Here is a 25,357-nt window from a genome sequence, read left to right as displayed (position 1 = left end):
TGTTGGTGCGGCGTGCACAAAAAAGGGGCCCCGTGTGGGGCCCCTGCGGAGCTTGGGGGACGTGAATCCAGCGCTGGAGCGTGGGGCCCGGTTCAGTGCGCCTCGGCCTGTTTTGCCGCGTGGATGGCGGCGGCTTCATCGGCCTTGCCGCCGTTGAAGAACAGGTTCAGTAGCACGGCGCTGATCGACGCCAGCAGGATGCCCGACTCGATCAGCGGGTGGATGGCGTGCGGCATCCACTGCGAGTACTTGGGCGCGATCAGCGGGATCATGCCCACGCCGATGGAAATCGCCACGATCAGGGCGTTGTTGCGCTGGGTCTTGAAGTCCACGCCACCCAGGATGCGGATGCCGGTGGCCGCCACCATGCCGAACATCACCAGACCCGCACCGCCCAGCACCACGGTGGGCAGCGACTCCACCAGCGCCGCCATCTTGGGCAGCAGGCCCAGCACCAGCAGGATGACGCCGGCGGCCACGCAGACGAAGCGGCTCTTGACGCCGGTGACCGCGACCAGGCCCACGTTCTGCGAGAAGCTGGTGTAGGGGAAGGTGTTGAAGATGCCGCCGATGAGGGTGCCCAGACCGTCGGTGCGCAGACCGCGGGCCAGCGCCGGCTGGTCGATCTTGCGGTCCGTCATCTCGCCCAGGGCCAGGAACATGCCGGTGGATTCGATCATCACCACGATCATCACCAGCGTCATGGTCAGCACCATGACCGGGTCGAAGATGGGGATGCCGAAGTGGAAGGGCAGCACCACGTCCACCCACTTGGCCTGGCCGACCTTGTCGAAATGCATCATGCCCATCATCGTCGCCATGACCCCGCCGACCACGATGCCGATCAGCACCGAGATGTTGGCCAGGAAGCCTTTGGCAAACCGGGCCACCAGCAGGATGGTGGCCAGCACCACGGCCGACACCGCGATGCCCGGCAGGGCGGCGTAGCGCGGGTTGGGCTCGGTGGGTGCCAGGGTCAGGCCCTGCGGCACAGGCGGGTAGCCGGGGGTGCCGGCGGCCGCGGCGCTGCGCAGCGTGCTCAGCCACTCGCTGTGCTCCGGCGGCACCACCGACGGCGCGGTGGGGCCCACCGGGTTGCCGAAGATCCAGTTGATGCCTACGCGCATCAGGTTGATGCCGATGACGGCGATGATGGTGCCGGTGACCACCGGCGGAAAGAAGCGCAGCAGGCGGCTGACCATCGGCGCGATCACGATGGAGATGACCCCCGCGCCGATGATGGCGCCGAACAGCATGCGCGCGCCGTCGGTGCCGGGGGTGGTGTTGGCGATGGCCACCATGGGGCCGACGGCGGCGAAGGTCACGCCCATCATCACGGGCAGCTTGATGCCGAACCACTGCGTGACGCCCAGCGCCTGGATCAGCGTGGCGATGCCGCAGCAGAACAGGTCGGCCGAGATCAGCATGGCCACCTCCTGCGGGCTGAGCTTGAGGGCCCGGCCGACGATCAGCGGAACCGCGACCGCGCCCGCGTACATCACCAGCACATGTTGCAGGCCCAGCGCGGTCAGCTTGCTGCCGGGCAGTTGTTCGTCCACGGGGTGCACCGTTGTTGACATGGCATCTCCTTTTGCATGCAAAACTGTATACACATTATGTGTACCCGTATCTGGCGAAGACATCGGGGAAACCCTCGTGAGCGGCGCTGGCCGACGGGTGGCGTCCGGGCCGCGGGCACAAAAAAAGGGACGCCGGAGCGTCCCTGTGTGCCGGGCGGGTGGCCGCTCAGCCGCGCGGGCTGGCCGCTGCGGCCAGGGCCGTCATGTTGAGCACGCGGCGCACGGTGGCGGCCGGCGTCAGGATGTAGGCTGGGCGGGCCACGCCGGTCAGCACCGGGCCCACGGTCACGCCGCCGCTGGCGGTGGTCTTGAGCACGTTGTAGAGGATGTTGGCGGCGTCCACGTTGGGGCAGACCAGCAGGTTGGCCGAGCCGCTGAGCGTGGAGTCGCCCAGGTAGGCCTGGCGGATCTCGGGTTGCAGCGCGGCGTCGCCGTGCAGCTCGCCGTCGCACTCGATGCCCGGGTGCTGGGCCACGAACAGGTCGCGCGCGGCGCGCATCTTTTTCGCGGAGGCGCGCTTGCTGGAGCCGAAGCTCGAGTGCGAGAGGAAGGCCACCTTGGGCGGCAGGCCGAAGCGCTGCACCTGCTGCGCCGCCATCCAGGCGATCTCGGCCAGCTGCTCGGCCGTCGGGTCTTCGTTGACGTAGGTGTCGGCGATGAACAGTGGGCCGCTGGCCGTCATCAGCGCGTTGACCGCGGCGTAGTTGTTCACGCCGGGCGCCTTGCCCAGGATGGCGTCGATGCGCTCCAGGTGGGTGGCGTAGGTGCCGACCAGGCCGCAGATCAGCGCATCCGCATCGCCCAGCGAGAGCATCAGCGAACCGATGATGGTGTTGGAGCGGCGCACCGCGGCCTTGGCCACCTCGGGCGTGGCGCCATTGCGCTTCATCAGGCCGTGGTAGTGCTCCCAGTACTGGCGGAAACGCGGGTCGCCTTCGGGGTTGACGTTCTCCACGTCCACACCCAGACGGATGCGCAGGCCCGCCTTCTGGATGCGCGCCTCGATCACGGCCGGGCGGCCGATCAGGATCGGCGTGGCCAGGCCGTCGTCGATCGCCATCTGCGCGGCGCGCAGCGCGCGCTCGTCCTCGCCGTCGGCGTAGGCCACGCGCTTCTTGTTCGCGGGCAGGGCCTTGGCGGCGTTGAAGATCGGGCGCATCAGGATGCCGGTCTGCGTCACGAAGCGCGAGAGCGACTGGCGGTAGGCGTCCATGTCGGTGATCGGGCGGGTCGCAACGCCCGAGTCGGCGGCAGCCTGGGCCACGGCCGGCGCGATCTTGAGGATCAGGCGCGTGTCGAAGGCCTTGGGGATGATGTAGTCGGGGCCGAACGCCAGGTCCTGCCCGGCGTAGGCGGCGGCCACTTCGTCGCTGGTCTCGGCCTTGGTCAGGTCGGCGATCTGGCGCACGCAGGCCATCTTCATCTCTTCCGTGATCTTGGTGGCGCCGCAGTCCAGCGCGCCACGGAAGATGTAAGGGAAGCACAGCACGTTGTTGACCTGGTTCGGGTAGTCCGAACGGCCGGTGGCGATGATGCAGTCCGGCCGCGCGGCCTTGGCCACCTCGGGGCGGATCTCGGGCTCGGGGTTGGCCAGCGCCAGGATGATGGGCTGGCGGCCCATGCTCTTGACCATGTCGGCGTCCACCACGCCCGCCGCCGAGCAGCCCAGGAACACGTCGGCGCCGTTCATGGCGTCGGCCAGGGTGCGCGCCGACGAGGTGCGGCAGTAACGCTGCTTGGACTCGTCCAGCTTGCCGGCCTTGGCGTCGTCGCGTTCGGTCTGGATCACGCCCTTGGAGTCACAGACCAGGATGTTCTCGATGTTCACGCCCAGGTTGACCATCAGGTCCAGGCAGGCGATGGCCGCCGCACCCGCGCCGCTGACAGCGACCTTGACAGCGCCGATGTCCTTCTTGACCAGTTCCAGGCCGTTGATCAGCGCCGCGCTGGAGATGATGGCCGTGCCGTGCTGGTCGTCGTGGAAGACCGGGATCTTCATGCGGTCGCGCAGCTTGCGCTCGATGTAGAAGCACTCGGGCGCCTTGATGTCTTCCAGGTTCACACCCCCCAGCGTGGGCTCCAGCGCCGCGATGATGTCGACCAGCTTGTCCGGGTCGCGCTCGGCCAGCTCGATGTCGAACACGTCGATGCCGGCGAACTTCTTGAACAGGCAGCCCTTGCCCTCCATCACCGGTTTGGAGGCCAGCGGGCCGATGTCGCCCAGGCCCAGCACGGCGGTGCCGTTGGTGATCACGCCCACCAGGTTGCCGCGGCTGGTGTACTCCGAGGCCAGGGCCGGCTCGGCCTCGATGGCCAGGCAGGGAAAGGCCACGCCCGGCGAATAGGCCAGCGACAGGTCGCGCTGGTTGGACAGCGGTTTGGTCGGGACGACGGCGATCTTGCCCTTGTTGGGCGAGCGGTGGTATTCGAGCGCGGCGTCGCGCAGGGCTTGTTCGGCGGGGGTCATGAGGTCTCCAGAGTGCGAACCGCCCGGCGGGGCGGGCGGTCATTGTGTCACGGGGTGCGGGGCGCGTTCATGCGGACTTCAACAGGTCCAGCAAGGTGCGAGCCACCACCTTGGTGGCGCGGCGCAGGTCTTCCAGCACCAGGTTCTCGTCGGCCCGTTTGGCGTTCGACTCGCGCACCGTGCGGGGGCCGGCGCCGTAGATCACGCCCGGGATGCCGTGTTCGCCGTAGATGCGCACGTCGGTATAGAGCGGCGTGCCGACGGCGGGGATGGGTTCGCCGAACAGCTCGCTGCCGTGTTTCTGGAGGGCCTCGACCAGAGGTTTGTTGCCCGGCAGGGGCTTGAGCGCGCGCGCCAGCAGGATGCGCTTGACATCCACGCTGATGGCGCGCCCGCCGCGCGGGGGCTGGTAGCGGGCGGCGGCCTCGGCGATGGTGCGGCGCAGCGCAGCCTCGACCTCGGCTGGGTCTTCCTCGGGAATCATGCGGCGGTCCAGCTTGATCACCACCTTGCCGGGGATCACGTTGGTGTTGGTGCCGCCCTGGATCAGGCCGACGTTGAGGTAGGGGTGGGTGATGCCTTCAACGTCCGAGCGCACCTTCAGGTAGTCGGCGTTCAGGGCGTACAGCGCGTTCAGGATGTGCACCGCGCCCTGCAGCGCGTCGGTGCCGCTGTCGGGGATGGCCGCGTGCGCCATGTCGCCGTGCACGGTGACCTCCAGCTGCAGGCAGCCGTTGTGCGCCACCACCACCTGGTAGCTGAAGCCGGCGGCGATCATCAGGTCGGGCTTGGTCAGGCCCTTCTCCAGCAGCCAGCCCGGGCCGACCTCGCCGCCGTATTCCTCGTCGTAGGTCACGTGCAGTTCCACGCCACCCTTCAGGGGCGCACCCAGCGCTTCCAGCGCACGGATCGCGAAGGTGAAGTTGGCGATGTCGCACTTGCTCACCGCGGCGGCGCGGCCGTAGATCTTGCCGTCCGCGATCTCGCCGCCATAGGGGTCGTGCGTCCAGCCCTCACCGGGCGGCACCACGTCGCCGTGGGCGTTGAGCGCGATGGTCTGACCGCCGTCGCCGAAGCGGCGGCGCACGATCAGGTTGGTGATGGTTTCCAGCCCGGCGGCCTTGACCTCGGCCTCGGGCACGGCGTGCTTCTCGGCGGTCAGGCCCATCGCGGCGAGCAGCTCGGCGGTGCGCTCGGCGTGCGGCGCGTTGTTGCCGGGCGGCGTGTCGGTGGGCACGCGGATGAGTTCCTGCAGGAACTTCACCTCTTCGTCGAAGTGGGCGTCGATCCAGGCGTCGAGTTGCTGTTGGGCGGTGGTCATGGCGGCTTTCAGTGGGCTTCGGTGGTCAGTTGGTGCAGCACGTGGTCGAAGGCCTTGACGGCCAGGTCCATGTCGTCGGCGGTGCTGGATTCGAGCGGGTTGTGGCTGATGCCGCTGTTCTCGCCACGCACGAATAGCATGGCCTGCGGCATCACCTCGTGCAGCTTCATGGCGTCGTGGCCGGCACCGCTGGGCATTCGGTGCAGCGGCACCCCCAGCGCGGTGGCGGCGGCTTCCCAGCGCGCCTGCCATTTGGGGGCACTCGGCGCGGCGGCGGCGCGCATGGTTTCTTCCAGGCTGTGGCGCAGGCCGCGGCGCTCGCAGATCTCGCCCAGCTTCGCCAGCACGTCCTGCGCCAGCGCATCGCGCTGCGCATTGGTCGGTGCACGCATGTCCAGGCTGAACCGGCAGGCGCCGGGCACCACGTTGATGGAACCATTGGGCACCTGCAGCATGCCCACGGTGGCGACCGAGTCACCGTCCTGCGCGGCGCGCTGCTCGGCGTACAGGATCAGTTCGGCCACCGCCGCGGCGGCGTCGCGGCGGCGGTCCATGGGCGTGGTGCCGGCGTGGCTGGCCATGCCCAGCACCTCGCCCAGGTAGCGCACGCTGCCGTTGATGCTGGTGACGATGCCCAGCGGCAGGTTCAGTTCGTTGAGGACCGGCCCCTGCTCGATGTGCACCTCGATGAAGCCCAGGTACTGCGCCGGGTCGCGCTGCAGCTTGGGGATGTCGTCGATGCACAGGCCGGCGTGCTGCATGGCCTCGCGCATGGTGATGCCATCGGCGTCCTTCTGGTCCAGCCAGGCGGGGTCGAAGTGGCCGGTGAGCGCGCCCGAGCCGAGGAAGGTGGCCTTGTAGCGCTGGCCTTCTTCTTCCGCGAAGCCCACGACCTCGATGCCGAAGGGCAGGCGCTGGCCGGCCGCGTGCAGCTTCTGCACGCAGGCCATGGGCACGAAGATCCCCAGGCGCCCGTCGTACTTGCCGCCGTTGCGCACGGTGTCGTAGTGGGAACCCGTCAACAGGTATTTCGCACCGGGCGTGGCCGGGTGGTAGCGGCCGACCACGTTGCCCACGGCGTCGATCTCGATCTCGTCGAAACCGCAGTCCTTCATCCAGTGGCTGATGCGCTGGGCGCAGGCGCGGTGCGCGTCGGTGAGGTAGGTGACGGTCAGCTGGCCCTTCTCGGCGTAGCCCGGGTCGCTGTGCTGGGCCAGCTTCTCCTGCCAGTCCCACACCAACTGACCGTCCACCGGCTCGAAGCCGAACTTGTCGTTCAGCCGGATCTCGGCGATGCGGTGGATGTTGCGCAGGCACTCCTGCCGTTCGAAGTCCGGGTGGCCGTGCACGCGGCGCTCGAAGGCCTCGATGATCTGTGCCTTGGTGAGGCCGGTGCCCCGCGGGCCGCGCACCGCCAGGATGAAGGGGAAACCGAAGCGCGCGTTGTAGTCGGCGTTGAGCTGCTGGATGTGCGCGAACTCTTCCGGCGTGCAGTTCGTCAGGCCGGCCTTGGTCTGTTCGTTGGTCGACTCGGCCGTGAGCGTCTTGCTCACCATGGCCTTGCCGGCCAGTTCCGGGTGGGCGCGGATCAGGGCCAGCTGCGGTTCGACACCGGCCTCGTCGAGCACGCGCGTCATCGCGTGCTTGAGCTGCGCCAGCGAAGCGAAGGGTCGTTGCGCCAGGGCGCGCTCGGCGATCCAGGGGGAGTGCTCGTACAGGCCGTCGAGCATCTGCCGCGCCTCGGGCAGGGGCGCTGCATTGAGTTGGTCCAGGGTCAGGGGCATGGGGGCGACCTCAGGCAGGGTTCAGCGGGTGCGTGGCCTTCCAGTGGCGCGCGATGTCCAGCCGGCGCGCCACCCACACCTTGTCGTGCGACTGGATGTGGTCCAGGAAGCGCTGCAGCGCGGTGATGCGGCCGGGGCGGCCGAGCAGGCGGCAGTGCATGCCGATGCTCATCATCTTGGGACGGTCCAGGCCGTCGGGGTCGCCTTCGGCGTAGAGCGCGTCGAAGGTGTCCTTCATGTACTGGAAGAACGGGTCGGCGTGCGAATAACCCTGCGGCAGGGCGAAGCGCATGTCGTTGCAGTCCAGGGTGTAGGGCACGATGAGCTGGTGCGCGTCGCTGCCGTCGGTCTTGCGCACCTTCATCCAGAACGGCAGGTCTTCGCCGTAGTAGTCGCTGTCGTATTCGAAGCCGCCAAAGTCGGCCACCAGGCGGCGCGTGTTGGGGCTGTCGCGGCCGGTGTACCAGCCCAGCGGACGCTCGCCCGTCAGGCCTTCGATGATCTGCATGGCTTCGGCCATGTGGGCGCGCTCGGTGGCTTCGTCGATGTTCTGGTAGTGGATCCACTTGAGGCCGTGGCAGGCGATGTCGTAGCCCAACTCTTTGAACGCAGCGGTCAGCTCCGGGTGCTTCTGCAGCGCAGTGGACACGCCGAACACGGTCAGCGGCAGGCCGCGCTTCTCAAACTCGCGCAGGATGCGCCAGACGCCTGCGCGTGAGCCGTACTCGTAGATGCCTTCCATGCTGATGTGGCGGGCCTCGAAGGCGGCCGGGTTGAACATTTCCGAGAGGAACTGTTCGCTGGCCTTGTCGCCATGCAGCACGCAGTTTTCGCCGCCCTCTTCGTAGTTGAGGACGAACTGCACCGCAATGCGCGCACCGCCCGGCCAGCGGGCGTGGGGCACGTCGCGGCCGTAGCCGATCAGGTCGCGCGGGTAGGGGGCGGTGCTGTCGTAGATCATGCGGGTGCTCAGGAAGAAAGGGCCAGGGACAGGTCGTTGGTGGGCAGTTTGCGGTCGAAGGTCAGGCCCTCCTCCACATGCAGCAAGTGTTCGTTCATCAGGCGCACGGCCAGTTCTTCGTCCCTGGCGGCGAGCGCCTTGACGATGTCGGCGTGCTCTTCGTTGGAGTGCTCGGCGGCGGCGGTGCTCTGGTACATCAGCGTGATCAGGGCGCAGCGCGAGATCAGGTCGCGCAGCAGCTCGGCCAGCACCTCGTTTCCCATGAGTTCGGCCATGCGCACGTGGAAGTCGCCCAGCAGCTCGGTGCGGCCGGGCACGTCCTGGTTGTTCACGGCCTGTTTCTCCTGGGCCACGTGCTCGCGCAGGGCTTTGAGCTTGGCGGGGCTGACCTGGCGAACGAACGCGCGTGTCATCTCGACTTCCAGCATGCGCCGCACCGCGAACACCTGCTTGGCCTCCTCCACCGAGGGGGCGGCCACAAAGGCGCCGCGCGCGGGTTCGAGCCGGATCAGGCGGTTCTGGGACAGCTGGAACAGGGCCTGGCGGACCAGGGTGCGCGACACCCCGAAGTGGTCGGCCAGTTTCTGCTCGGCGAGCTTGGTACCCGGGTGCAGGCGGTGCTCGACGATGGCCCGGGTCAGCGATTCGACGATCTGGCTGGTGCTGGACGTTTCCATGAAGTCATCATATCCAGAAAAACAAAAAGTGTATACACTTTTGGTCGACCGAACTTCACGAGGACTTCACCATGGGCCTGAGCACCCACGTTCTGGACACGATGCACGGCTGCCCCGCGGCGGGCATGGCTGTCGAGCTCTACACCACCGACGGCGAGCAGGCCACGCTGGTCAGGCGCTTCACGCTGAACCACGACGGCCGCAACCCGGACGGGCCGCTGTACGACAACGCCAGCTTGAAGGTCGGCACCTACCGGCTGGTGTTCGATGTGAAGGGTTATTTCGCGGCCAGGGGGGTGGCGCTGCCCGAGCCCAATTTCCTGAACCGCGTGGCGCTGGACTTCGGCGTCGCCCATACCGACCAGCACTACCACGTGCCGCTGCTGGTCAGCCCCTGGAGCTACAGCACGTACAGAGGCAGCTGAAGCTGCCGGGGGTCACCGGTTCCTCTGGCCTTCGGTCAGCGTGTCGAGCTGGAACTGCCCGCTCTTGTCCCAGAGCCAGGTGTCGACGTAGTAGACACGGCCCATGAGCACTGGCGCGGGGTAGGGCGCGGCTTCCTGGATGGCGCGCTCGATCTCGGCCTTGGCGCCCGGATGGCTGGGCGGTCGCATCCAGTTCATGGTGACGATCCGGCCGCGGTGGTCCAGCTCCAGCTGCATGGTGCCCACGCCCTGCAGCAGCGGCGGCATCTTGCCCTTGAAGATGCGGTGGGCGTTCTTGCCGTAGATGTGTTGTGCACCATCGCGGCGGTAGTCGCGCGGAGTGGCCGCGTGCGACACGTAGGTGGGTGGCGGTTCGACGGCCACCGGCGCTTCGGACGCCGGGGCCGTGGTTTCCAGCACGGGCTCGGCCGGCGGCGTGGGCACCGGTGCGGCGCAGGCGGCGAGCAGGGTCACCAGGGCCAGGGAGGCCAGTCGGTGGGAGGCAATGAAACGGGCAGTTGGAGCGTGCATGGTTGTCTCTCGGTGTCTTCGTGATCGGCGAAGTCGCCGCCAGGCAGGGCGCCATAGGGCTGGGAGGATGCAGTTTATGGCTCTTTGCCCACTTGCCCAAGCAAGAACCCGGTGGATACTGCCAGGCGGTCGCCGCGTCGGCGCATATGGACGGATTTTTGGCATGCACGCCACACAGCACCCCGATCTTGCCCCCCTGTTTGAACGCCTGGCGCGGGCACCGGCGGTGCTGGTGTCCGTTTTCCGCACCCAGGGCTCGGTGCCGCGGGAGGCCGGCACCTGGATGGCCGTCTGGCCCGGTGAGCAGATCGGCACCATCGGTGGCGGCCACCTGGAATGGGACGCGCTGAAGCAGGCCCGGGACGCGCTGGCAGCCGGCGCGTCGGCGCCCTGGACTCACCGGGTGGCGCTCGGTCCCAGCCTCGGGCAGTGCTGCGGCGGGGTGGTGGAGCTGCGCTTCGAGCCGGTCACGCTGGCCGAGGCGGGCGCCCTGCAGCAGCGGCTGGTGCCGGTGCTCACGCCGGTCGCCCTGTTCGGCGGCGGCCACGTCGGACAGGCCATCGTGCGGGCGCTGGCGCCGCTGCCGTTCGCGGTGCAGTGGATCGACAGCCGCGATGGCGTGTTCCCGGCCGAGGTGCCGCCGACCGTGTGCACCGAACACTCCGAGCCGGTGCAGGACGCGGTCCGCGACCTGCCGCCGGGTGCACTGGTGCTGGTCATGAGCTTCTCCCATGCGGAGGACCTGGACATCGTGGCGGCCTGCCTGCAGCGGCGCCGGGCGTCGGGCGACCTGCCGTTTGTGGGACTGATCGGCAGCAGGACCAAATGGGCCACCTTCCGGCGCCGGCTTCTGGAGCGGGGTTTCACGGACGGTGAGCTCGGGGGCATCACCTGCCCGATCGGACTGCCCGGCATCGGCGGCAAGGAGCCGGCGGTGATCGCGGCTTCGGTGGTGGCTCAGTTGTTGCTTGTCCGCTCAGGGTAAATACGCAAGCAACTGTCTTCAGAAAGTGTATACACTTTGTTCATACGGTCGCAGCGGAGCGGGTGCCTGGGCCACAGCCCGGGCGCTCATTTACGCGGCCCTCAGTCGGCTCAGAGCGCCCGCGGTGGTGAGTCGCAAACCCTGACGGTGTCACCGTCCACGTGTTGAGGTGCCATGGAAACCTATCTGCTCGACTGGGCCAATCTGCTGCTGCGCTGGCTGCATGTCATCGTCGCCATCGCCTGGATCGGTTCCTCCTTCTACTTCGTCTTTCTCGACAGCAGCCTCACACCGCCCGAGGACGAACAGCTCAAGAAGGACGGCGTCGGCGGCGAGCTCTGGGCGCTGCACGGCGGCGGGTTCTACCACCCGGTCAAGTTCAAGGCCGCGCCGCCCAAACTGCCCGACCACCTGCACTGGTTCTACTGGGAAAGCTATTCCACCTGGCTCTCGGGCTTTGCGCTGTTCCTCATCTCCTACCTCTGGAGCCCCAGCGTCTACCTGATCGACCCTCGGGTCATGGAATGGTCGCCTGCGGGCGCGATTGCCGCGGCACTGGCCTTTCTGGTGGTGTTCTGGTTCGCGTACGACATCATCTGCCGCACCCTGGGCCAGACGAAGAACGGCGACGCCAAGGTGGGCGCGCTGGTGCTGGTGCTGGTCTGCATCGCGGCTTATGCGGCCACGCAGATGTTCGCCGGCCGCGCCGCCTTCCTGCTCATGGGCGCGATGCTGGCCACGGCCATGAGCGCCAACGTGTTCTTCTGGATCATTCCCGGCCAGCGCACCATGGTGGCCGACATGAAGGCCGGCCGGCCGGTGGACCCGATCCACGGCATCCGCGGCAAGCAGCGCAGCGTGCACAACACCTACTTCACGCTGCCGGTGCTGTTCGCCATGCTCAGCAACCACTACAGCTTCACCTACGCCCACCCGCAGAACTGGCTGATCCTGATCGCCATCATGTTCGCGGGCGCGGCCATCCGCCAGTTCTTCGTCATGCGCCACGGCCACAAGCTCGGCCGCAACCCGCACCCCTGGAAATACGCGGCCGTGGGCGTGGTGGTGCTGCTGGGCCTGATCGTCTGGCTGCGGCCCGCGCCCGCCGCGCCGGCGGCAGCGGCGCCGGCCACTGTGGGCTATGCCCAGCTGCAGCCGGTGGTGGCGCAGCGCTGCGTGATGTGCCACGGCGAAGCCTTGCAGAGCAAGGGCGTGCGCCTGGACTCGGCGGACGAGCTCAAGAAGAACGCCCAGATGGTCTACCAGCAGGTGGTGGTGCAGAAGCTCATGCCGATGAACAACGCCACCGGCCTGACCGAGGACGAACGGGCCTTGTTCGCGCAGTGGTTCAAGGCCGGCGCACCGGTGAACTGAAGCGTCCTGCGCTACCCTCAGGGTTTTCCAACCAACGGGAGACCCCATGAAAACACGCGCTGCGGTGGCCTGGAAAGCCGGCGAACCCCTGACCATCGAAACCGTCGATCTGCAGGGGCCGAAGTTCGGCGAGGTGCTGGTCGAGATCAAGGCCACCGGCATCTGCCACACCGACTACTACACGCTCTCGGGCGCCGACCCCGAGGGTCTGTTCCCCGCCATCCTGGGCCACGAAGGCGCGGGCATCGTGGTGGACGTTGGCCCCGGCGTGACCTCGCTCAAGAAGGGCGACCACGTCATCCCGCTCTACACGCCCGAATGCCGCCAGTGCAAGTTCTGCCTGAGCCGCAAGACCAACCTCTGCCAGCTCATCCGTGGCACGCAGGGCAAGGGCCTGATGCCCGATGCCACCAGCCGCTTCTCCATCGACGGAAAGCCCATCCTGCACTACATGGGCACCAGCACCTTCGCCAACCACACCGTGGTGCCCGAGATCGCGCTGGCCAAGATCCGCGAGGACGCGCCGTTTGACAAGGTCTGCTACATCGGCTGCGGCGTCACCACCGGCATCGGCGCGGTGCTGTTCACCGCCAAGGTGGAGGCGGGCGCCAACGTGGTGGTGTTCGGCCTGGGTGGCATCGGCCTGAACGTGATCCAGGGCGCAAGGATGGTGGGTGCCGACAAGATCATCGGCATCGACCTCAACCCCGAGCGCGAGGCCATGGCCCGCCAGTTCGGCATGACGCACTTCCTCAACCCCAAGGACCACGAGAACATCGTCGATGCCATCGTGCAGCTGACCGACGGCGGCGCCGACTACTCGTTCGAGTGCATCGGCAACACCAGGGTGATGCGCCAGGCACTGGAGTGCACGCACAAGGGCTGGGGCCGCAGCATCATCATCGGCGTGGCCGAGGCTGGCGCCGAGATCAGCACCCGCCCGTTCCAGCTGGTCACCGGCCGCAAGTGGGAGGGCTCAGCCTTCGGCGGCGCACGCGGCCGCACCGACGTGCCCAGGATCGTCGACTGGTACATGGACGGCAAGATCGACATCGACAGCCTGATCACCCACAAGCTCAAGCTTGAGGACATCAACGAAGGCTTTGCGCTGATGAAGCGCGGTGAATCGATCCGCAGCGTGGTGGAGTTCTGATCGTGCTCCTCGAACGACTCGAACTGCTCAGCGAACACGGCTGCTTCGGCGGCGTGCAGCGCTTTTACAAACACTTCTCGGTCAACCAGATCGGCTTGCCCATGCGCTTTGCGCTCTTCCTGCCACCGCAGGCGCAGGCTGGGCAAAAGGTGCCGCTGCTGACCTACCTGGCCGGCCTGACCTGCACCGAAGAAACCGCCACCATGAAGGCCGGCGCGCAGCGCCTGGCCGCGCAGCTGGGCCTGGCCCTGCTGTTTCCCGACACCAGCCCGCGCAGCAGCGGCATCGACGGCGAAGACCACCACTGGGACTTCGGCGTCGGCGCGGGCTTCTACCTCGACGCCACCGAACACCCCTGGGCCGGCCACTGGCAGATGGAGAGCTACCTGCTGCAGGACCTCATCCCTGGCGTGGTGGCCGAATTCGGCCTCGACGGCGACCGCCTCGGCATCACGGGCCACTCCATGGGTGGCCACGGCGCGCTCACGCTCGCGCTGCGCCATCCCGGCGTGTTCCGCAGCCTCTCGGCCTTTGCGCCCATCTGTGCGCCGACGAAGTGCCCCTGGGGCCACAAGGCCTTTCTGGGTTACCTCGGCCAGGACGAAGCGACCTGGGCGGCGCACGACGCCAGCCTGCTCATGGCCGCTCAGACCACGGCACCGTTCCCTGGCGGCATCCTCATCGACCAGGGCCTGGCCGACAAATTCCTGGCCGAGCAGCTCTACCCTGAAGCTTTCGAGGCCGCCTGCGCCCAGACGGGCCAGCCGCTCACGCTGCGCCGCCACGCCGGATACGACCACGGCTACTACTTCATCAGCAGCTTCATCGACGACCACCTGCGCCACCACGCGCAGGCGCTGGCCTGAGCGATCACCCAGCGCACCGGACCCCTGGTCAGCGCGGCAACTGCCGGTAGGCCGCATCAGCCAGCACCGCCAGCCGTTCGCGCGCCAGGTTGCCGCTGAGGGCATAGCCCATGCGGCGGTCGACCCAGTAGAAGGTCTCGGTCTCGCCCACCCGTGTGAACTGGAACGCGGTGTCCTGGCCGGCCTGGTCGCCCAGCACCGAAACGTGCAGGGTCACGCGTTCGCCGGCCGCCGATTCGTACATGAACAGGGCACGCGCCTCGCTGTTCTGCCCGGGCAGCAGGCGCCCGCCGATCAGTGCAAAGCCCTGCTCCTGCAACTGCGGGGCGGTGAGCGGCGTGCCCAGCCGTCTGGACAGCCACTGGACCAGGTGGGCCTGCTCGGCCACGCCGACCTCGACCGGATGGCGCTTCTCGGGCGTGTAGACCGCGTGGGCCACGCGCGCCTCCTGCACGAAGCCCGGAGTCGCGCCGGCCAGGCGGGCGGCCGGATCGCCGGCACTGCGGCCCCACCAGCCACCAGCGAAGCCCAGCGCCAGCAGCACGCTGGCGGCGAGCGCCTGCGGCCAGACGGCGCGGCGCGCCGGGCGGGTGGCCCGGGCCAGCGCGAGCGGCACCGGCTCGTCGAGCACGCTGCGCTGCAGGCCTTGCAGCGCGGTGCGCTGGGCCTGCCAGTCCTGGACGCGCCGCGCGTCCTCGGGGTGGTCCTGCAGCCAGGCCGACACCGCGTCGGAGCGGTCGGCCGGCAGCTGGCCGTCGACCCAGGCATGCAGCTCGGCGTCGGTCACGGGCGGGATGGGGTCGGCGTTCATGATTCAGGCAACGATTTTCAGCCGGGGCGTGACCGCGGTCGGAGGCTCTCCGCTGGTGAGCCGGCGCAGCTGTTCGCGGCCCCGGGAGAGGCGCGACATCACCGTGCCCACGGGCACACCCAGGACCTGGGCGGCCTCGGTGTAGGACAGCTCTTCCACACAGACCAGCAACACGGTTTCGCGCAACACCGGGCTCAACTCGGCCAGCGCGTGCTCCAGGTCCAGCCGCTCGGGCACCCGTGCCAAGGGGTCGTGGCTGGGTTCGTGGCGCTCCTCCAGTTCGACCGTGTCGCGCTCGTGCACCTGGTCGCGGACCTGGTTGAGGTGCAGGTTGTGCATCAGCGACAGCAGCCAGGCGCGCAGGCCGCTGCCGTCGGGCCGCGGCTTCCAGAGCGGCCACTTGTGGCAGGCGCGTTCCAGCGTGTCCTGCACCAGATCGTCGGCGCGGCTGGCGTCCCCCGTGAGCAGCCGCGCGTATCGGCGCAGGCGGGGGATGTGGGGCAGGGTGTCTTCGGGGCCCAAGGGGGATCAGGGGGTGGCCACGCGCCAGACCTTGTTGAAGCCGTCGCCGGTCTTCTCGCCCGGCTTGGTGTCCTTGATCCAGTAGTAGAGTGGCTTGCCCTTGTAGGCGATCTGCCGGCCGCCGTCGTCGCGGGTGATGACGCTGTAGTCGCCCGAAGCGTTGGCAGCGCCGGCCATCAGCGGGGGCCAGTTGGTGGCGCAGGGGCCGTTGCAGGTGCTCTTGCCGCTGCCGGCCACATCCTTGTCGAAGGTGTAGAGCGTCATGCCGTTGGGGCCGGTGAGCATGCCGTCGCGGGCCATGACGCCGCCGGGCGCGCTGGTGCTGCTGGTGGTGCTGGCACAGCCGATCAGTGCGGCGGTGCCGAGCGTCAGGGCGGCGGCCGTGCGAAGGATGGGGAATCGGGACATGGTGAGCTCCTGGAAGGGAATGAAAAAAACCGGTTGGCAAACGGTAAACACCGTGGCCCACCGGTTTATTCCCTGCCGATCCCGCTTTTTTTACCTCAGGACTGCCAGAGCACGGTCTTGCCGGAGTTTTCCCATGCCTCGTAGTGTTTTGCGTACAGGTCTTCGATGCGGTTGCGCTTGACCTTGAAGGTCGGCGTGATCACGTCGTTGTCCACCGTCCAGGCGGTGGTGGTCACCACCAGGCACTGCAGGCGCTCGTGCGGGTCCAGCGTGGCGTTGATGGCCTTGATGTGGGCGGCCAGCGAGCTTTCCAGGGCGGCGCGACCCTCGGCGCTGGCCGCCTGGGCCACGGCATCGGCGTTGAGCATGGCGATTCCCAGCGGCTGGCCGAGGTTGGCGCCGGTGACCACGCAGGCCTCGATGGCCTCGTGCATCACCAGCTTGTCCTCGATCGGTGCCGGCGCCACGTACTTGCCCTTGCCGGTCTTGAACAGGTCCTTCACGCGGCCGGTGATGCGCAGCAGGCCCTGCGCATCGATGCTGCCCTTGTCGCCGGTCTTGAGCCAGCCGTCGGCGGTGAACACCTCGGCGGTCTTCTCGGGCTCCTTGTAATAGCCCTGCATCAGCGCCTGGCTCTTCATCTGGATCTCGCCGGTCTCGGGGTCGATGCGCTGCAGCACGTCGGGGTAGGTCGGGCCGACGGTGCCGCGCTGGTTCTTGCCGGCTTCGGTGATGTGCGAGAGCGCCAGGTTCTCGGTCATGCCGTAGCCCTCGTTGATGGCAATGCCGAGCTGGCCGTACCACTCCAGCAGGGCCAGCGGCATGGGCGCCGCGCCGCCCGCGGCGAAGCGGCATTGGTCCAGGCCCAGGGCCTTGCGGATCTTCTTGCGCACCAGACCACCGATGAGGGGAATGCCCAGCAGCCGGTTCAGCTTGGCCGGCGGCATCTTGTGGTGGATGCCCTGCTGGAACTTGACCCACAGCCGCGGCACCGAGAAGAACACCGTGGGGCGCGAGCGCTGCAGGTCGGCGGTGAAAGTGTCCAGCGACTCGGCGAAATACACGTGCATGGCGGTGCGCAGCCAGCCGTGCTCGACCAGCATGCGCTCGACCACGTGCGCCAGCGGCAGGTAGGACAGCATGCGGTCGTCCTGGGTCAGTGGAATCCGCTGCAGGCCGCGGTCCAGCGCCCAGGCGAAATTGCCGAAGGAGTGCATCACGCCCTTGGGCAGGCCGGTGGTGCCCGAGGTGTAGATCAGCGTGGCCAGCTCGTCCTCTCCGCGGACGGGCGACTCCTTCATCGGCGCGGTGCGCGCCACGATGGCATCCCAGCCTTCGTAGGCCTGCTTCGCGTCGTCGGGCGAGAGCGGGTAGCTCATGCAGGGCAGGCCGGCGGGCACGCCGGGCTTCATGTGTTCCCAGCCGTCGAGCTTGCCGACGAACAGCGCCTTGGACTCGCTGTGGGTCAGGATCTGGGTGATGGTGTCGGGCGCCAGCGTGGGGTACAGCGGCACCGAGACATAGCCAGCCATCCAGATCGCCAGGTCGCTCATCATCCACCAGGCGCAGTTCTTGGACAGGATGGCGACCTTGCTGCCGGGCGCCCAGCCCTGGGCCTTCAGGTGCGCGGCCATGCGCCGGCTGTGGTCGGCCACCTGGGCCCAGGTGAAGTCCTGCACCGCACCGGCGCCCATGGGCTGGGTCAGGGCCACCCGCGTCGGGGCGGTCTTCTCCCAGTGGTACAGGCGTTGAAGGGCGAGGTAGTCGGGCGATATCTTGCTCATGCGTGTCTCCAGGTGAATGCCGGACTCTACCGGGGCCAGGCCGGCCGCCGGCAGCGGGCTTTCCCGCGTGTTTTCTAGAGCCTGTGCTCCAGTTTGCACGCAGCGCTGACCAGGATGGGTCGCATCTCAATGCCACAGACCAGCGCTATGCTGACCGGATGACCTCTTCCATCGAACTCATTGAATTCACCACCGGCGGTGACCCGGCCGCCCAGCCGGTGGCCAGCATTGTGGTGCTGCACGGCCTCGGGGCCGACGGCCGCGACTTCGTGCCGGTGGCCCAGGCCATGGACCTCTCGACCATCGGACCGGTGCGCTTCGTGTTCCCCAGCGCACCGGCGCGGCCGGTGACGATCAACGGGGGCTACGAGATGCGCGCCTGGTACGACATCTTTTCCCTCAGCACAGACCCGGCCGCGCCGCGCAAGGAGGACGAGGCGGGCCTGCGCGAGAGCCAGGCCATCGTGCTGCAGCTGGTCGAACGGGAGGTGCAGCGCGGTGTGCCGGCGCACCGCGTGGTGCTGATGGGCTTTTCGCAGGGCTGCGCCATGACCTTGCTGGCCGGCCTGCGCGCACCGCAGCGGCTGGCGGGCCTGGTGGCGCTGTCGGGCTACCTGCCGCTGGCGGCGACCACCGCGGCGCAGGCCAGCGAGGCCAACCGGGGGGTGCCAGTCTTCATGGCGCATGGCGATGCCGACGACATCGTGGTGCTGGCGCGCGGCGAGGCGGCGCGCGACGCGCTGGCGGCTCTGGGCTACCCGGTGCACTGGCATTCCTATCCCATGGGGCACGAGGTGTGTATGGACGAGATCGCCGACCTCAACGCCTGGCTGGAGGGTCGGTTGTCGAACCCGGCGTGACAAATATTTGTTACTGATCAATTCAACTGCAACCAGCCGGCGTAGGAGCGCCGGCGACCTGTAACAACGCCATGGCTGGCGCTATGCTGACGCCATGAGCACCCGTCGGAAGATCCAGCTGCGCGAAACCGTGACCGGCGGCGACCCGTCGGCGGTGCCTTCCGCCACCCTGATCGTCCTGCACGGACTGGGGGCCGACGGGCAGGACTTTGCGCCGCTGGTGACCGAGCTGGACCTGTCGTCCGCCGGGCCGGTGCGGTTCGTGTTTCCCAACGCCCCGCTGCGCACCGTAAGCCTCGGCGACGGTGAACCCGGTCAGCCCATGCGCGCCTGGTACGACCCGCGCCCGGTGGCGGCCGAAACCGGTGCGGTGTCGACGCAGGACGAGGAGGGCCTGCGCGCCTCCTGCGAGGTGGTGCAGGCGCTGATCGACCGCGAGGCGGCGCGCGGCGTGCCACCCGGCCGCGTGGTGCTGCTGGGCTTTTCTCAGGGCGCGGTGATGACGCTGATGGCGGGCCTGCGGGCGCCCCAGCGGCTGGCCGGCCTGGTGGTGCTCTCGGGTTACCTGCCGCTGTCGATTGCGACCGAGGCCGAGGCCAGCCCCGCCAACCGCGACGTGCCGATCTTCATGGCGCACGGCCGGCAGGACCCGGTGGTGCTGCCGCAGCGCGCCGAGTCCTCGCGCGACAAGCTGCTGCGCCTGGGCTACGACATCGCCTGGCACGACTACCCGATGGGGCACGAGGTCTGCCCGCGGGAGATCCGCGACCTCAACGGCTGGCTATCGGTGCTGCTCGCGCCCTGGCACTGAGCGCGGCGGCGCTCAGCGTGCCGCGTTCGCCAGTTCGATGGCCAGGCGGTTGTGCCGTTCCACGAGTGGGCCAAGGTCCTCGGTGACGAGCCGGCCTTCCCGCACCACCACCCGACCGTTGACCACCGTGTAGGCCGCCTGCGGGCTGGCACACAGCAGCAGGCTCGCCAGCGGGTCGTGCACCGCACCGCCGGCAAAGCCCAGGCTGCGCAGATCGAACAGCGCCAGGTCGGCGCACATGCCCGGTGCCAGGTGGCCGATGTCTTGGCGGCCCAGCACCTGCGCGCCACCGCGGGTGGCGATGTGCAGCACGTCGCGCGCGGTCATCTCGGCCGGGCCGAGGTCGCAGCCGAAGAAGGTCTTGCCGCCGCGGGTCTCGGGGGCTGAGAGCGCGCGGCCCACGCGCGCCAGCAGCAGCGCCTGCCGCGCCTCGTTCACCATGTGCGCGCCGTCGTTGCTGGCGCTGCCGTCCACGCCCAGGCCCACCGGCACCCCGGCGTCCAGCATGCGGCGGACGGGCGCGATGCCGCTGGCCAGGCGCATGTTGCTGCAGGGGCAGTGCGCCACGCCGGTGCGGCTGGCGGCGAACAGCGAGATGCCCTCGTCGTCGAGCTTGACGCAGTGCGCGTGCCAGACGTCCTCGCCCAGCCAGCCCAGTTCCTGCGCGTACTGCGCGGGCGTCATGTGGAACTTCTCGCGGCTGTAGGCGATGTCGTGGTCGTTCTCGGCCAGGTGGGCGTGCAGGCGCACGCCCTGGCCTTTGAAGCTTCGCGCGAGTTCGGCGCTCTGCTGCATCAGTGCGGGGCTGACCGAGAACGGTGAGCACGGCGCGAGGGCCACCTGCACCATGGCGCCGTGGTCGGCGCGGTGCCAGGTCTCGATCAGGCGCTGGCTGTCTTTCAGGATCGCGTCTTCCTGTTCCACCACCCGGTCCGGTGGCAGGCCGCCCTGCGACTGGCCCACGCTCATGCTGCCGCGCGTGGCGACGAAGCGCATGCCGATGGTCTGCGCGGCTTCGATGCTGTCTTCCAGCCGCACCCCGTTGGGGTAGATGTAGAGGTGGTCGCTGCTGGTGGTGCAGCCGCTCATCAGCAGCTCGGCCATCGCGACCTGGGTCGAGACCTGCACCATCTCCGGCGTGAGGCCGGCCCAGATCGGGTAGAGCCCGCGCAGCCAGGAGAACAGCTCCGCGTCCTGCACGCCGGGGATGGCGCGCGTGAGCGACTGGTACATGTGGTGGTGTGTGTTCACCAGCCCGGGCGTGACCAGGTGGCCATGCGCGTCGATCACCTCGCCGGCCGATTCGCGCAGCGCGCGCGGCAGCTCGGCGGTGGGGCCGATCCACTCGATGACGTTGTCGCGCACGAACAGCGAAGCGTCCTTGAGTTCGCGCCCTTTCGACGGGTCGGCGTGGTCGAAGGTGGCGATGCAGGCGGCGTTGTGGATCAGCAGGGAGTTCATGTCACTTCAACCAGTAGTGGGGTTTGGCGTAGGTCTTCTTGAGGTGCTCGATGAAAAAGCGCACCTTGGCCGGCAGGTGGCGCTGCTGCGGGTACACGGCCAGGATGTCGTAGGCGGGCAGGGCGTAGTCGTCGAGCACGGTCACCAGCTCGCCGCGCTGCAGCTGCGCCTGGATCTCCCAGGTGCTGCGCCAGCCCAGGCCCAGGCCCTCGCTGACCCAGCGGTGCAGCAGCTCGCCGTCGTTGCAGTCGAGGTTGCCCTCGGCGCGCACGGTCACGGTCTTGCCGTCCTGCTGGAAGTACCAGCCGCGCTGCTGGCCGCCCTGCAGGTTGAAGGCCAGGCAGTTGTGCTGCGCCAGGTCGTCCAGCGTCTGCGGCTTGCCGTGTTTGCGGAAATAGGCCGGCGTGCCACAGACCACGCGCTGGTTGGTGGCCAGCTTGATGGCGACGAAATTCGGGTCGATGGCGCCGCCGATGCGGATGCCCATGTCGTAGCCCTCGCGCACCAGGTCCACCACCCGGTCGGTCAGGTTGAACGAGAGCTTGACCTCGGGGTTGGCCTTGAGGAAGGCGCTGGCGTGCGGCGCCACGTGCAGGCGCCCGAAGGCCGCAGGGGCCGAGACGATCAGGTGGCCGCTGGCCTGGTGCTTCTGTGCCGCCACGCTGGCCTCGGCCTGTGCCCACTGCGCCAGCAGCGGCCGGCATTCGTCCAGAAAGCGCGCGCCCGCGTCGGTCAGCACCAGGCGCCGGGTGGAGCGGTGCATCAGCTGCGTGCCCAGGCGCTTCTCCAGCGCGTCGATGCGCCGGCCCATCATCACCGGGGTGATGCCGGCGTGCAGCGCAGCGGCGGCCAGGCTGCCGTGCTCCATCACCTGCACGAAGGCTTCGATTTCCTTGTAACGGTCCATGGGGGCATGTTATCGGCGCGATTGCATACCGCGAGTATCGAATCAACTGACCGCCAGTGGCATTCACAAGACCGTATGGCCTCCATAGCATCGGTCCCAGTCCACAAACCACTGGAGACAGACATGGCGAAGATGAAGGCCGCGATGGCGGCGGTGCTGGTGATGGAGAAGGAGGGCATTGCCCAGGCCTTCGGCGTACCCGGCGCGGCCATCAATCCGCTGTATGCGGCCCTGCGCGAGCGCGGCAGCATCGCCCACGTGCTGGCCCGCCACGTGGAGGCGGCCTCGCACATGGCCGAGGGTTACACCCGCGCCAGGGCCGGCAACATCGGCATCTGCATCGGCACCAGCGGGCCGGCTGGCACGGACATGATCACCGGTCTGTACTCGGCCAGCGCCGATTCCATACCGATCCTCTGCATCACCGGCCAGGCGCCGCGTGCCCGCCTCTACAAGGAAGACTTCCAGGCGGTGGACATCGAGAGCATCGCCAAGCCCGTGACCAAGTGGGCGGTGACGGTGCGCGAGCCGGCCCTGGTACCGCGTGTGTTCCAGCAGGCCTTCCACCTCATGCGCTCGGGTCGCCCGGGCCCGGTGCTGATCGACCTGCCGTTCGACGTGCAGATGGCCGAGATCGAGTTCGACATCGACACCTACGAGCCGCTGCCGGTCTACAAGCCCGCCGCCACGCGCAAGCAGATTCAGAAGGCGCTGGACATGCTGGCCGCTTCGAGCAAGCCCCTGATCGTGGCCGGTGGCGGCATCCTCAATGCGGATGCGGCGGACCTGCTGGTGGAGTTCGCCGAACTCACCGGCGTGCCGGTGGTCCCCACGCTCATGGGCTGGGGCGCCATCCCCGACGACCACCCGCTGATGGCGGGCATGGTGGGCCTGCAGACCAGCCACCGCTACGGCAACGCGACCATGCTCGCCAGCGACTTCGTGCTGGGCATCGGCAACCGCTGGGCCAACCGCCACACCGGCAGCGTCGAGACCTACACCAAGGGTCGCAAGTTCGTGCACGTGGACATCGAGCCGACGCAGATCGGCCGCGTGTTCGAGCCCGACTTCGGCATCGTGAGCGACGCGAAGGCCGCGCTGGAGCTGTTCGTGCAGGTGGCGCGCGAGCGCGTCGCTGCAAACGCCTGGCCGAGCTACACCGACTGGGCCGAGCGCTGCGCCGAACGCAAACGCGTGATGCTGCGCAAGACGCATTTCGAGCAGATCCCGATGAAGCCGCACCGCGTGTACGAGGAGATGAACCAGGTCTTCGGCCGCGACACGGTGTACGTCAGCACCATCGGCCTGTCCCAGATTGCGGCGGCGCAGTTCCTGCACGTCTACGGTCCGCGCCAGTGGATCAATTGCGGCCAGGCCGGCCCGCTGGGCTGGACGCTGCCGGCCGCGCTGGGCGTGGTGGCGGCCGACCCGACGAAGCAGGTGGTGGCCCTCTCGGGCGACTACGACTTTCAGTTCCTGATCGAGGAGCTGGCCGTGGGCGCGCAGTTCCGCCTGCCCTATGTGCACGTGCTGGTCAACAACAGCTACCTGGGTCTGATCCGCCAGAGCCAGCGCGGCTTCGACATGGACTACTGCGTGCAGCTGGCCTTCGAGAACCAGAACGTGCCCGATGCCGCGGGCGATCTGCGGGGCTATGGCGTGGACCACGTGGCCGTGGTCGAAGGCCTGGGCTGCAAGGCCCTGCGCGTGACCGACCCGGAGCAACTGCAAGGCGCGCTGAGCCAGGCGCAGCAACTGGCCGCCGAGCACCGCGTGCCTGTCGTCGTGGAATGCATACTGGAACGGATCACCAACATCGCCATGGGCACCGAGATCGACAAGGTGGTCGAGTTCGAGGACATCGACTGCCGCGCCGCGCAGGGTCTCGAAACTGCGGGCCTGCTGGACTGAACACAACAACAAAGGAAAACGACATGCCGCAATTCGCCGCCAACCTTTCCATGCTCTGGAACGAGCTGCCCTTCCTCGACCGCTTCGACGCGGCGGCGAAGGCCGGTTTCAAGGCCGTGGAGTTCCTGTTCCCTTATGACTTCAAGGCCGAAGACATCGCCGAGCGCCTGCAGCGCAACGGCCTGCAGCTGGTGTTGCACAACCTGCCGCCGGGCGACTGGGCGGCGGGCGAGCGCGGCCTGGCCTGCATTCCGGGCCGTGAAGACGAGTTCCGCGCCGGGGTGGCCAAAGCCGCCGCCTACGCGCCGGTGATCGGCGTGCAGCGCTGGCACTGCATGGCCGGTCTGGTGCCCGCGGGCGTGAGCGAGGCGCAGGCGCGCGCCACCTGGGTGGCCAACGTGCGCCATGCCGCCGCCGAGGCGAAGAAGCTGGGCCTGCCGCTGCTGATCGAACCCATCAACAGCTTCGACATGCCGGGCTACTTCGTCAACCGCCCGCGCCAGGCCATCGCGCTGATGGACGAAGTGGGTGCGGACAACGTCTTCCTGCAGTACGACATCTACCACGCGCAGCGCATGGAAGGGGAGCTCTGCAACACCATCCGTGAGCTGCTGCCGCGCATCGCCCACATGCAGCTGGCTGACACGCCCGGCCGCCACGAACCGGGCACCGGCGAGATCCACCACCGCAACGTCTTCGCCCACATCGACGCGCTGGGCTACACCGGCTGGATCGGCTGCGAATACAAGCCCAAGGATGCCACGCCCGGTGGCACCGACCGCGGCCTGGGCTGGATCGCGGCGCACGGACAGACGCTTTGAACAACACCCCAACGGAGACAAGACAGATGACCAAGAGCGGCACCAAGGTCGGCTTCATCGGCCTGGGCATCATGGGCACGCCCATGGCGCTGAACCTCATCAAGGCCGGCCACACCCTGTTCGTGGCCAGCCGCAGCAAGATCCCGGCCGAACTGGCCGAGGCCGGCGCCACCGTCTGCACCAACGCCACCGAAGTCGCCAGGCGTGCCGACGTGGTCATCACCATGGTGCCGGACACGCCGAACGTGCACGACGTGCTGTTCGGCGAGACTGGCGTGGCCAAAGGACTGTCGGCTGGAAAGGTGGTGGTGGACATGAGCTCCATCAGCCCCATGGCCACCAAGCAGTTCGCGCAGCAGATCAATGCCCTGGGCTGCGACTACCTGGACGCGCCGGTCAGCGGTGGCGAGGTGGGCGCCAAGGCGGGCAGCCTGACCATCATGGTCGGCGGGCCGGAGGCAGCGTTCGAGCGCGTGAAGCCGCTGTTCGAGGCCATGGGCAAGAACATCACCCTGGTGGGCGGCAACGGCGACGGCCAGACCACCAAGGTGGCCAACCAGATCATCGTGGCGCTCAACATCGAGGCGGTGGCCGAGGCCCTGCTGTTCGCCAGCAAGGCTGGCGCCGACCCGGCCAAGGTGCGCCAGGCGCTGATGGGCGGTTTCGCCGCCAGCCGCATCCTGGAAGTGCATGGCGAGCGCATGGTCAAGCGGACCTTCAACCCGGGCTTTCGCATCGAGCTGCACCAGAAGGACCTGAACCTCGCGCTGCAGGGCGCGAAGGAGCTGGGTGTGAGTCTGCCGAACACGGCCAGCGCGGCGCAGCTGATGCAGAGCTGTGCGGCGCACGGCCTCGCTGGTCTCGACCACTCCGCCTTGTGCCGTTCGCTCGAACTCATGGCAAACCACGAGATCGCCCCAGAACCCGCCGCCTGATG

General features: G+C 68.3%; 23 protein-coding genes. 10 read left to right on the top strand and 13 right to left on the bottom strand.

The window, feature by feature from the left end:
- Positions 1-92: 92 nt before the first annotated feature.
- From DD542_RS01625 to DD542_RS01600, 6 genes are all read right to left on the bottom strand, one after another.
- Positions 93-1,580: a nucleobase:cation symporter-2 family protein gene (locus DD542_RS01625; RefSeq protein WP_066160676.1), complete on the bottom strand. Its 1,488-nt coding sequence runs from the start codon at positions 1,578-1,580 to the stop codon at positions 93-95.
- Between the two features lie 166 nt (positions 1,581-1,746).
- Positions 1,747-4,047: an NADP-dependent malic enzyme gene (locus DD542_RS01620; protein WP_066160679.1), complete on the bottom strand. Its 2,301-nt coding sequence runs from the start codon at positions 4,045-4,047 to the stop codon at positions 1,747-1,749.
- 67 nt (positions 4,048-4,114) lie between these two features.
- Positions 4,115-5,368: an ArgE/DapE family deacylase gene (locus DD542_RS01615; protein WP_127803322.1), complete on the bottom strand. Its 1,254-nt coding sequence runs from the start codon at positions 5,366-5,368 to the stop codon at positions 4,115-4,117.
- Positions 5,369-5,376: 8 nt separating this feature from the next.
- A complete protein-coding gene (gene uraD, locus DD542_RS01610; RefSeq protein WP_127803320.1) occupies positions 5,377-7,152 on the bottom strand; it encodes a 2-oxo-4-hydroxy-4-carboxy-5-ureidoimidazoline decarboxylase in 1,776 nt (591 codons plus the stop codon).
- A gap of 10 nt (positions 7,153-7,162) precedes the next feature.
- Entirely contained in the window at positions 7,163-8,113 is a 951-nt protein-coding gene (puuE, locus tag DD542_RS01605) for an allantoinase PuuE (RefSeq protein WP_127803318.1), read from the bottom strand.
- 8 nt (positions 8,114-8,121) lie between these two features.
- Complete coding sequence (locus tag DD542_RS01600) at positions 8,122-8,790, bottom strand: GntR family transcriptional regulator (RefSeq protein WP_079364595.1); 669 nt, start codon at positions 8,788-8,790, stop codon at positions 8,122-8,124.
- Positions 8,791-8,861: 71 nt separating this feature from the next.
- Between DD542_RS01600 and uraH the strand changes: the two genes are divergently transcribed.
- Positions 8,862-9,215 carry a hydroxyisourate hydrolase gene (uraH, locus tag DD542_RS01595; RefSeq protein WP_079364596.1) on the top strand — a complete coding sequence of 118 codons (354 nt, stop codon included), beginning with the start codon at positions 8,862-8,864 and terminating at the stop codon, positions 9,213-9,215.
- 12 nt (positions 9,216-9,227) lie between these two features.
- Here uraH and DD542_RS01590 read toward each other — a convergent pair whose 3' ends face one another.
- Positions 9,228-9,746 carry a hypothetical protein gene (locus DD542_RS01590; protein ID WP_127803316.1) on the bottom strand — a complete coding sequence of 173 codons (519 nt, stop codon included), beginning with the start codon at positions 9,744-9,746 and terminating at the stop codon, positions 9,228-9,230.
- A 163-nt stretch (positions 9,747-9,909) separates the two neighbouring features.
- On the opposite strand from DD542_RS01590, the gene xdhC reads away from it, so the two are divergent.
- From xdhC to fghA, 4 genes are all read left to right on the top strand, one after another.
- On the top strand, positions 9,910-10,731 hold the full coding sequence (xdhC, locus tag DD542_RS01585; RefSeq protein ID WP_127803314.1) for a xanthine dehydrogenase accessory protein XdhC: 822 nt from the start codon (positions 9,910-9,912) through the stop codon (positions 10,729-10,731).
- 174 nt (positions 10,732-10,905) lie between these two features.
- The gene (locus DD542_RS01580; protein WP_127803312.1) at positions 10,906-12,105 is read left to right on the top strand and encodes a urate hydroxylase PuuD; all 1,200 of its coding nucleotides are present in this window, start codon (positions 10,906-10,908) and stop codon (positions 12,103-12,105) included.
- A 46-nt stretch (positions 12,106-12,151) separates the two neighbouring features.
- Complete coding sequence (locus DD542_RS01575) at positions 12,152-13,258, top strand: S-(hydroxymethyl)glutathione dehydrogenase/class III alcohol dehydrogenase (protein ID WP_127803310.1); 1,107 nt, start codon at positions 12,152-12,154, stop codon at positions 13,256-13,258.
- Positions 13,259-13,260: 2 nt separating this feature from the next.
- A complete protein-coding gene (gene fghA, locus DD542_RS01570) occupies positions 13,261-14,124 on the top strand; it encodes an S-formylglutathione hydrolase (protein ID WP_127803309.1) in 864 nt (287 codons plus the stop codon).
- 28 nt (positions 14,125-14,152) lie between these two features.
- On the opposite strand, the gene DD542_RS01565 is transcribed toward fghA, so the two are convergent.
- The 4 genes from DD542_RS01565 to DD542_RS01550 form a co-directional block, all read right to left on the bottom strand.
- Positions 14,153-14,935: an anti-sigma factor gene (locus DD542_RS01565; protein ID WP_127803307.1), complete on the bottom strand. Its 783-nt coding sequence runs from the start codon at positions 14,933-14,935 to the stop codon at positions 14,153-14,155.
- A gap of 3 nt (positions 14,936-14,938) precedes the next feature.
- Positions 14,939-15,457, bottom strand: coding sequence for a sigma-70 family RNA polymerase sigma factor (locus DD542_RS01560; protein WP_066156126.1), 519 nt, complete (start codon positions 15,455-15,457; stop codon positions 14,939-14,941).
- A gap of 6 nt (positions 15,458-15,463) precedes the next feature.
- The gene (locus DD542_RS01555; protein ID WP_079364602.1) at positions 15,464-15,865 is read right to left on the bottom strand and encodes a hypothetical protein; all 402 of its coding nucleotides are present in this window, start codon (positions 15,863-15,865) and stop codon (positions 15,464-15,466) included.
- Between the two features lie 95 nt (positions 15,866-15,960).
- Positions 15,961-17,649 (bottom strand): AMP-binding protein, encoded by a 1,689-nt coding sequence (locus DD542_RS01550; RefSeq protein WP_127803305.1) that lies wholly within the window; start codon positions 17,647-17,649, stop codon positions 15,961-15,963.
- A gap of 158 nt (positions 17,650-17,807) precedes the next feature.
- Here DD542_RS01550 and DD542_RS01545 point away from each other — a divergent pair, with 158 nt between their 5' ends.
- Entirely contained in the window at positions 17,808-18,509 is a 702-nt protein-coding gene (locus DD542_RS01545; protein ID WP_066156134.1) for an alpha/beta hydrolase, read from the top strand.
- Positions 18,510-18,603: 94 nt separating this feature from the next.
- Positions 18,604-19,320 carry an alpha/beta fold hydrolase gene (locus tag DD542_RS01540; RefSeq protein ID WP_127803303.1) on the top strand — a complete coding sequence of 239 codons (717 nt, stop codon included), beginning with the start codon at positions 18,604-18,606 and terminating at the stop codon, positions 19,318-19,320.
- Positions 19,321-19,332: 12 nt separating this feature from the next.
- Here DD542_RS01540 and DD542_RS01535 read toward each other — a convergent pair whose 3' ends face one another.
- A complete protein-coding gene (locus DD542_RS01535; RefSeq protein ID WP_127803301.1) occupies positions 19,333-20,781 on the bottom strand; it encodes an 8-oxoguanine deaminase in 1,449 nt (482 codons plus the stop codon).
- A 1-nt stretch (position 20,782) separates the two neighbouring features.
- The gene (locus tag DD542_RS01530) at positions 20,783-21,688 is read right to left on the bottom strand and encodes a LysR family transcriptional regulator (RefSeq protein ID WP_127803299.1); all 906 of its coding nucleotides are present in this window, start codon (positions 21,686-21,688) and stop codon (positions 20,783-20,785) included.
- Between the two features lie 123 nt (positions 21,689-21,811).
- Here DD542_RS01530 and gcl point away from each other — a divergent pair, with 123 nt between their 5' ends.
- From gcl to glxR, 3 genes are read left to right on the top strand one after another with little or no spacing between them, the layout of a single operon-like run.
- The gene (gcl, locus tag DD542_RS01525) at positions 21,812-23,599 is read left to right on the top strand and encodes a glyoxylate carboligase (RefSeq protein ID WP_127803297.1); all 1,788 of its coding nucleotides are present in this window, start codon (positions 21,812-21,814) and stop codon (positions 23,597-23,599) included.
- A 23-nt stretch (positions 23,600-23,622) separates the two neighbouring features.
- On the top strand, positions 23,623-24,420 hold the full coding sequence (hyi, locus tag DD542_RS01520) for a hydroxypyruvate isomerase (RefSeq protein ID WP_127803295.1): 798 nt from the start codon (positions 23,623-23,625) through the stop codon (positions 24,418-24,420).
- Positions 24,417-25,355 (top strand): 2-hydroxy-3-oxopropionate reductase, encoded by a 939-nt coding sequence (gene glxR / locus DD542_RS01515; protein WP_277750663.1) that lies wholly within the window; start codon positions 24,417-24,419, stop codon positions 25,353-25,355. The genes hyi and glxR overlap by 4 nt, the downstream gene beginning before the upstream one ends.
- The last annotated feature ends 2 nt before the right edge of the window (positions 25,356-25,357 follow it).

The organism is Hydrogenophaga sp. NH-16, assembly GCF_004006415.1.
In the GTDB taxonomy this organism is placed as follows: domain Bacteria; phylum Pseudomonadota; class Gammaproteobacteria; order Burkholderiales; family Burkholderiaceae_C; genus Hydrogenophaga; species Hydrogenophaga pseudoflava.
Note: the sequence above shows the minus strand (reverse complement) of the source record. Positions and strands in the feature narration are given on the sequence as shown.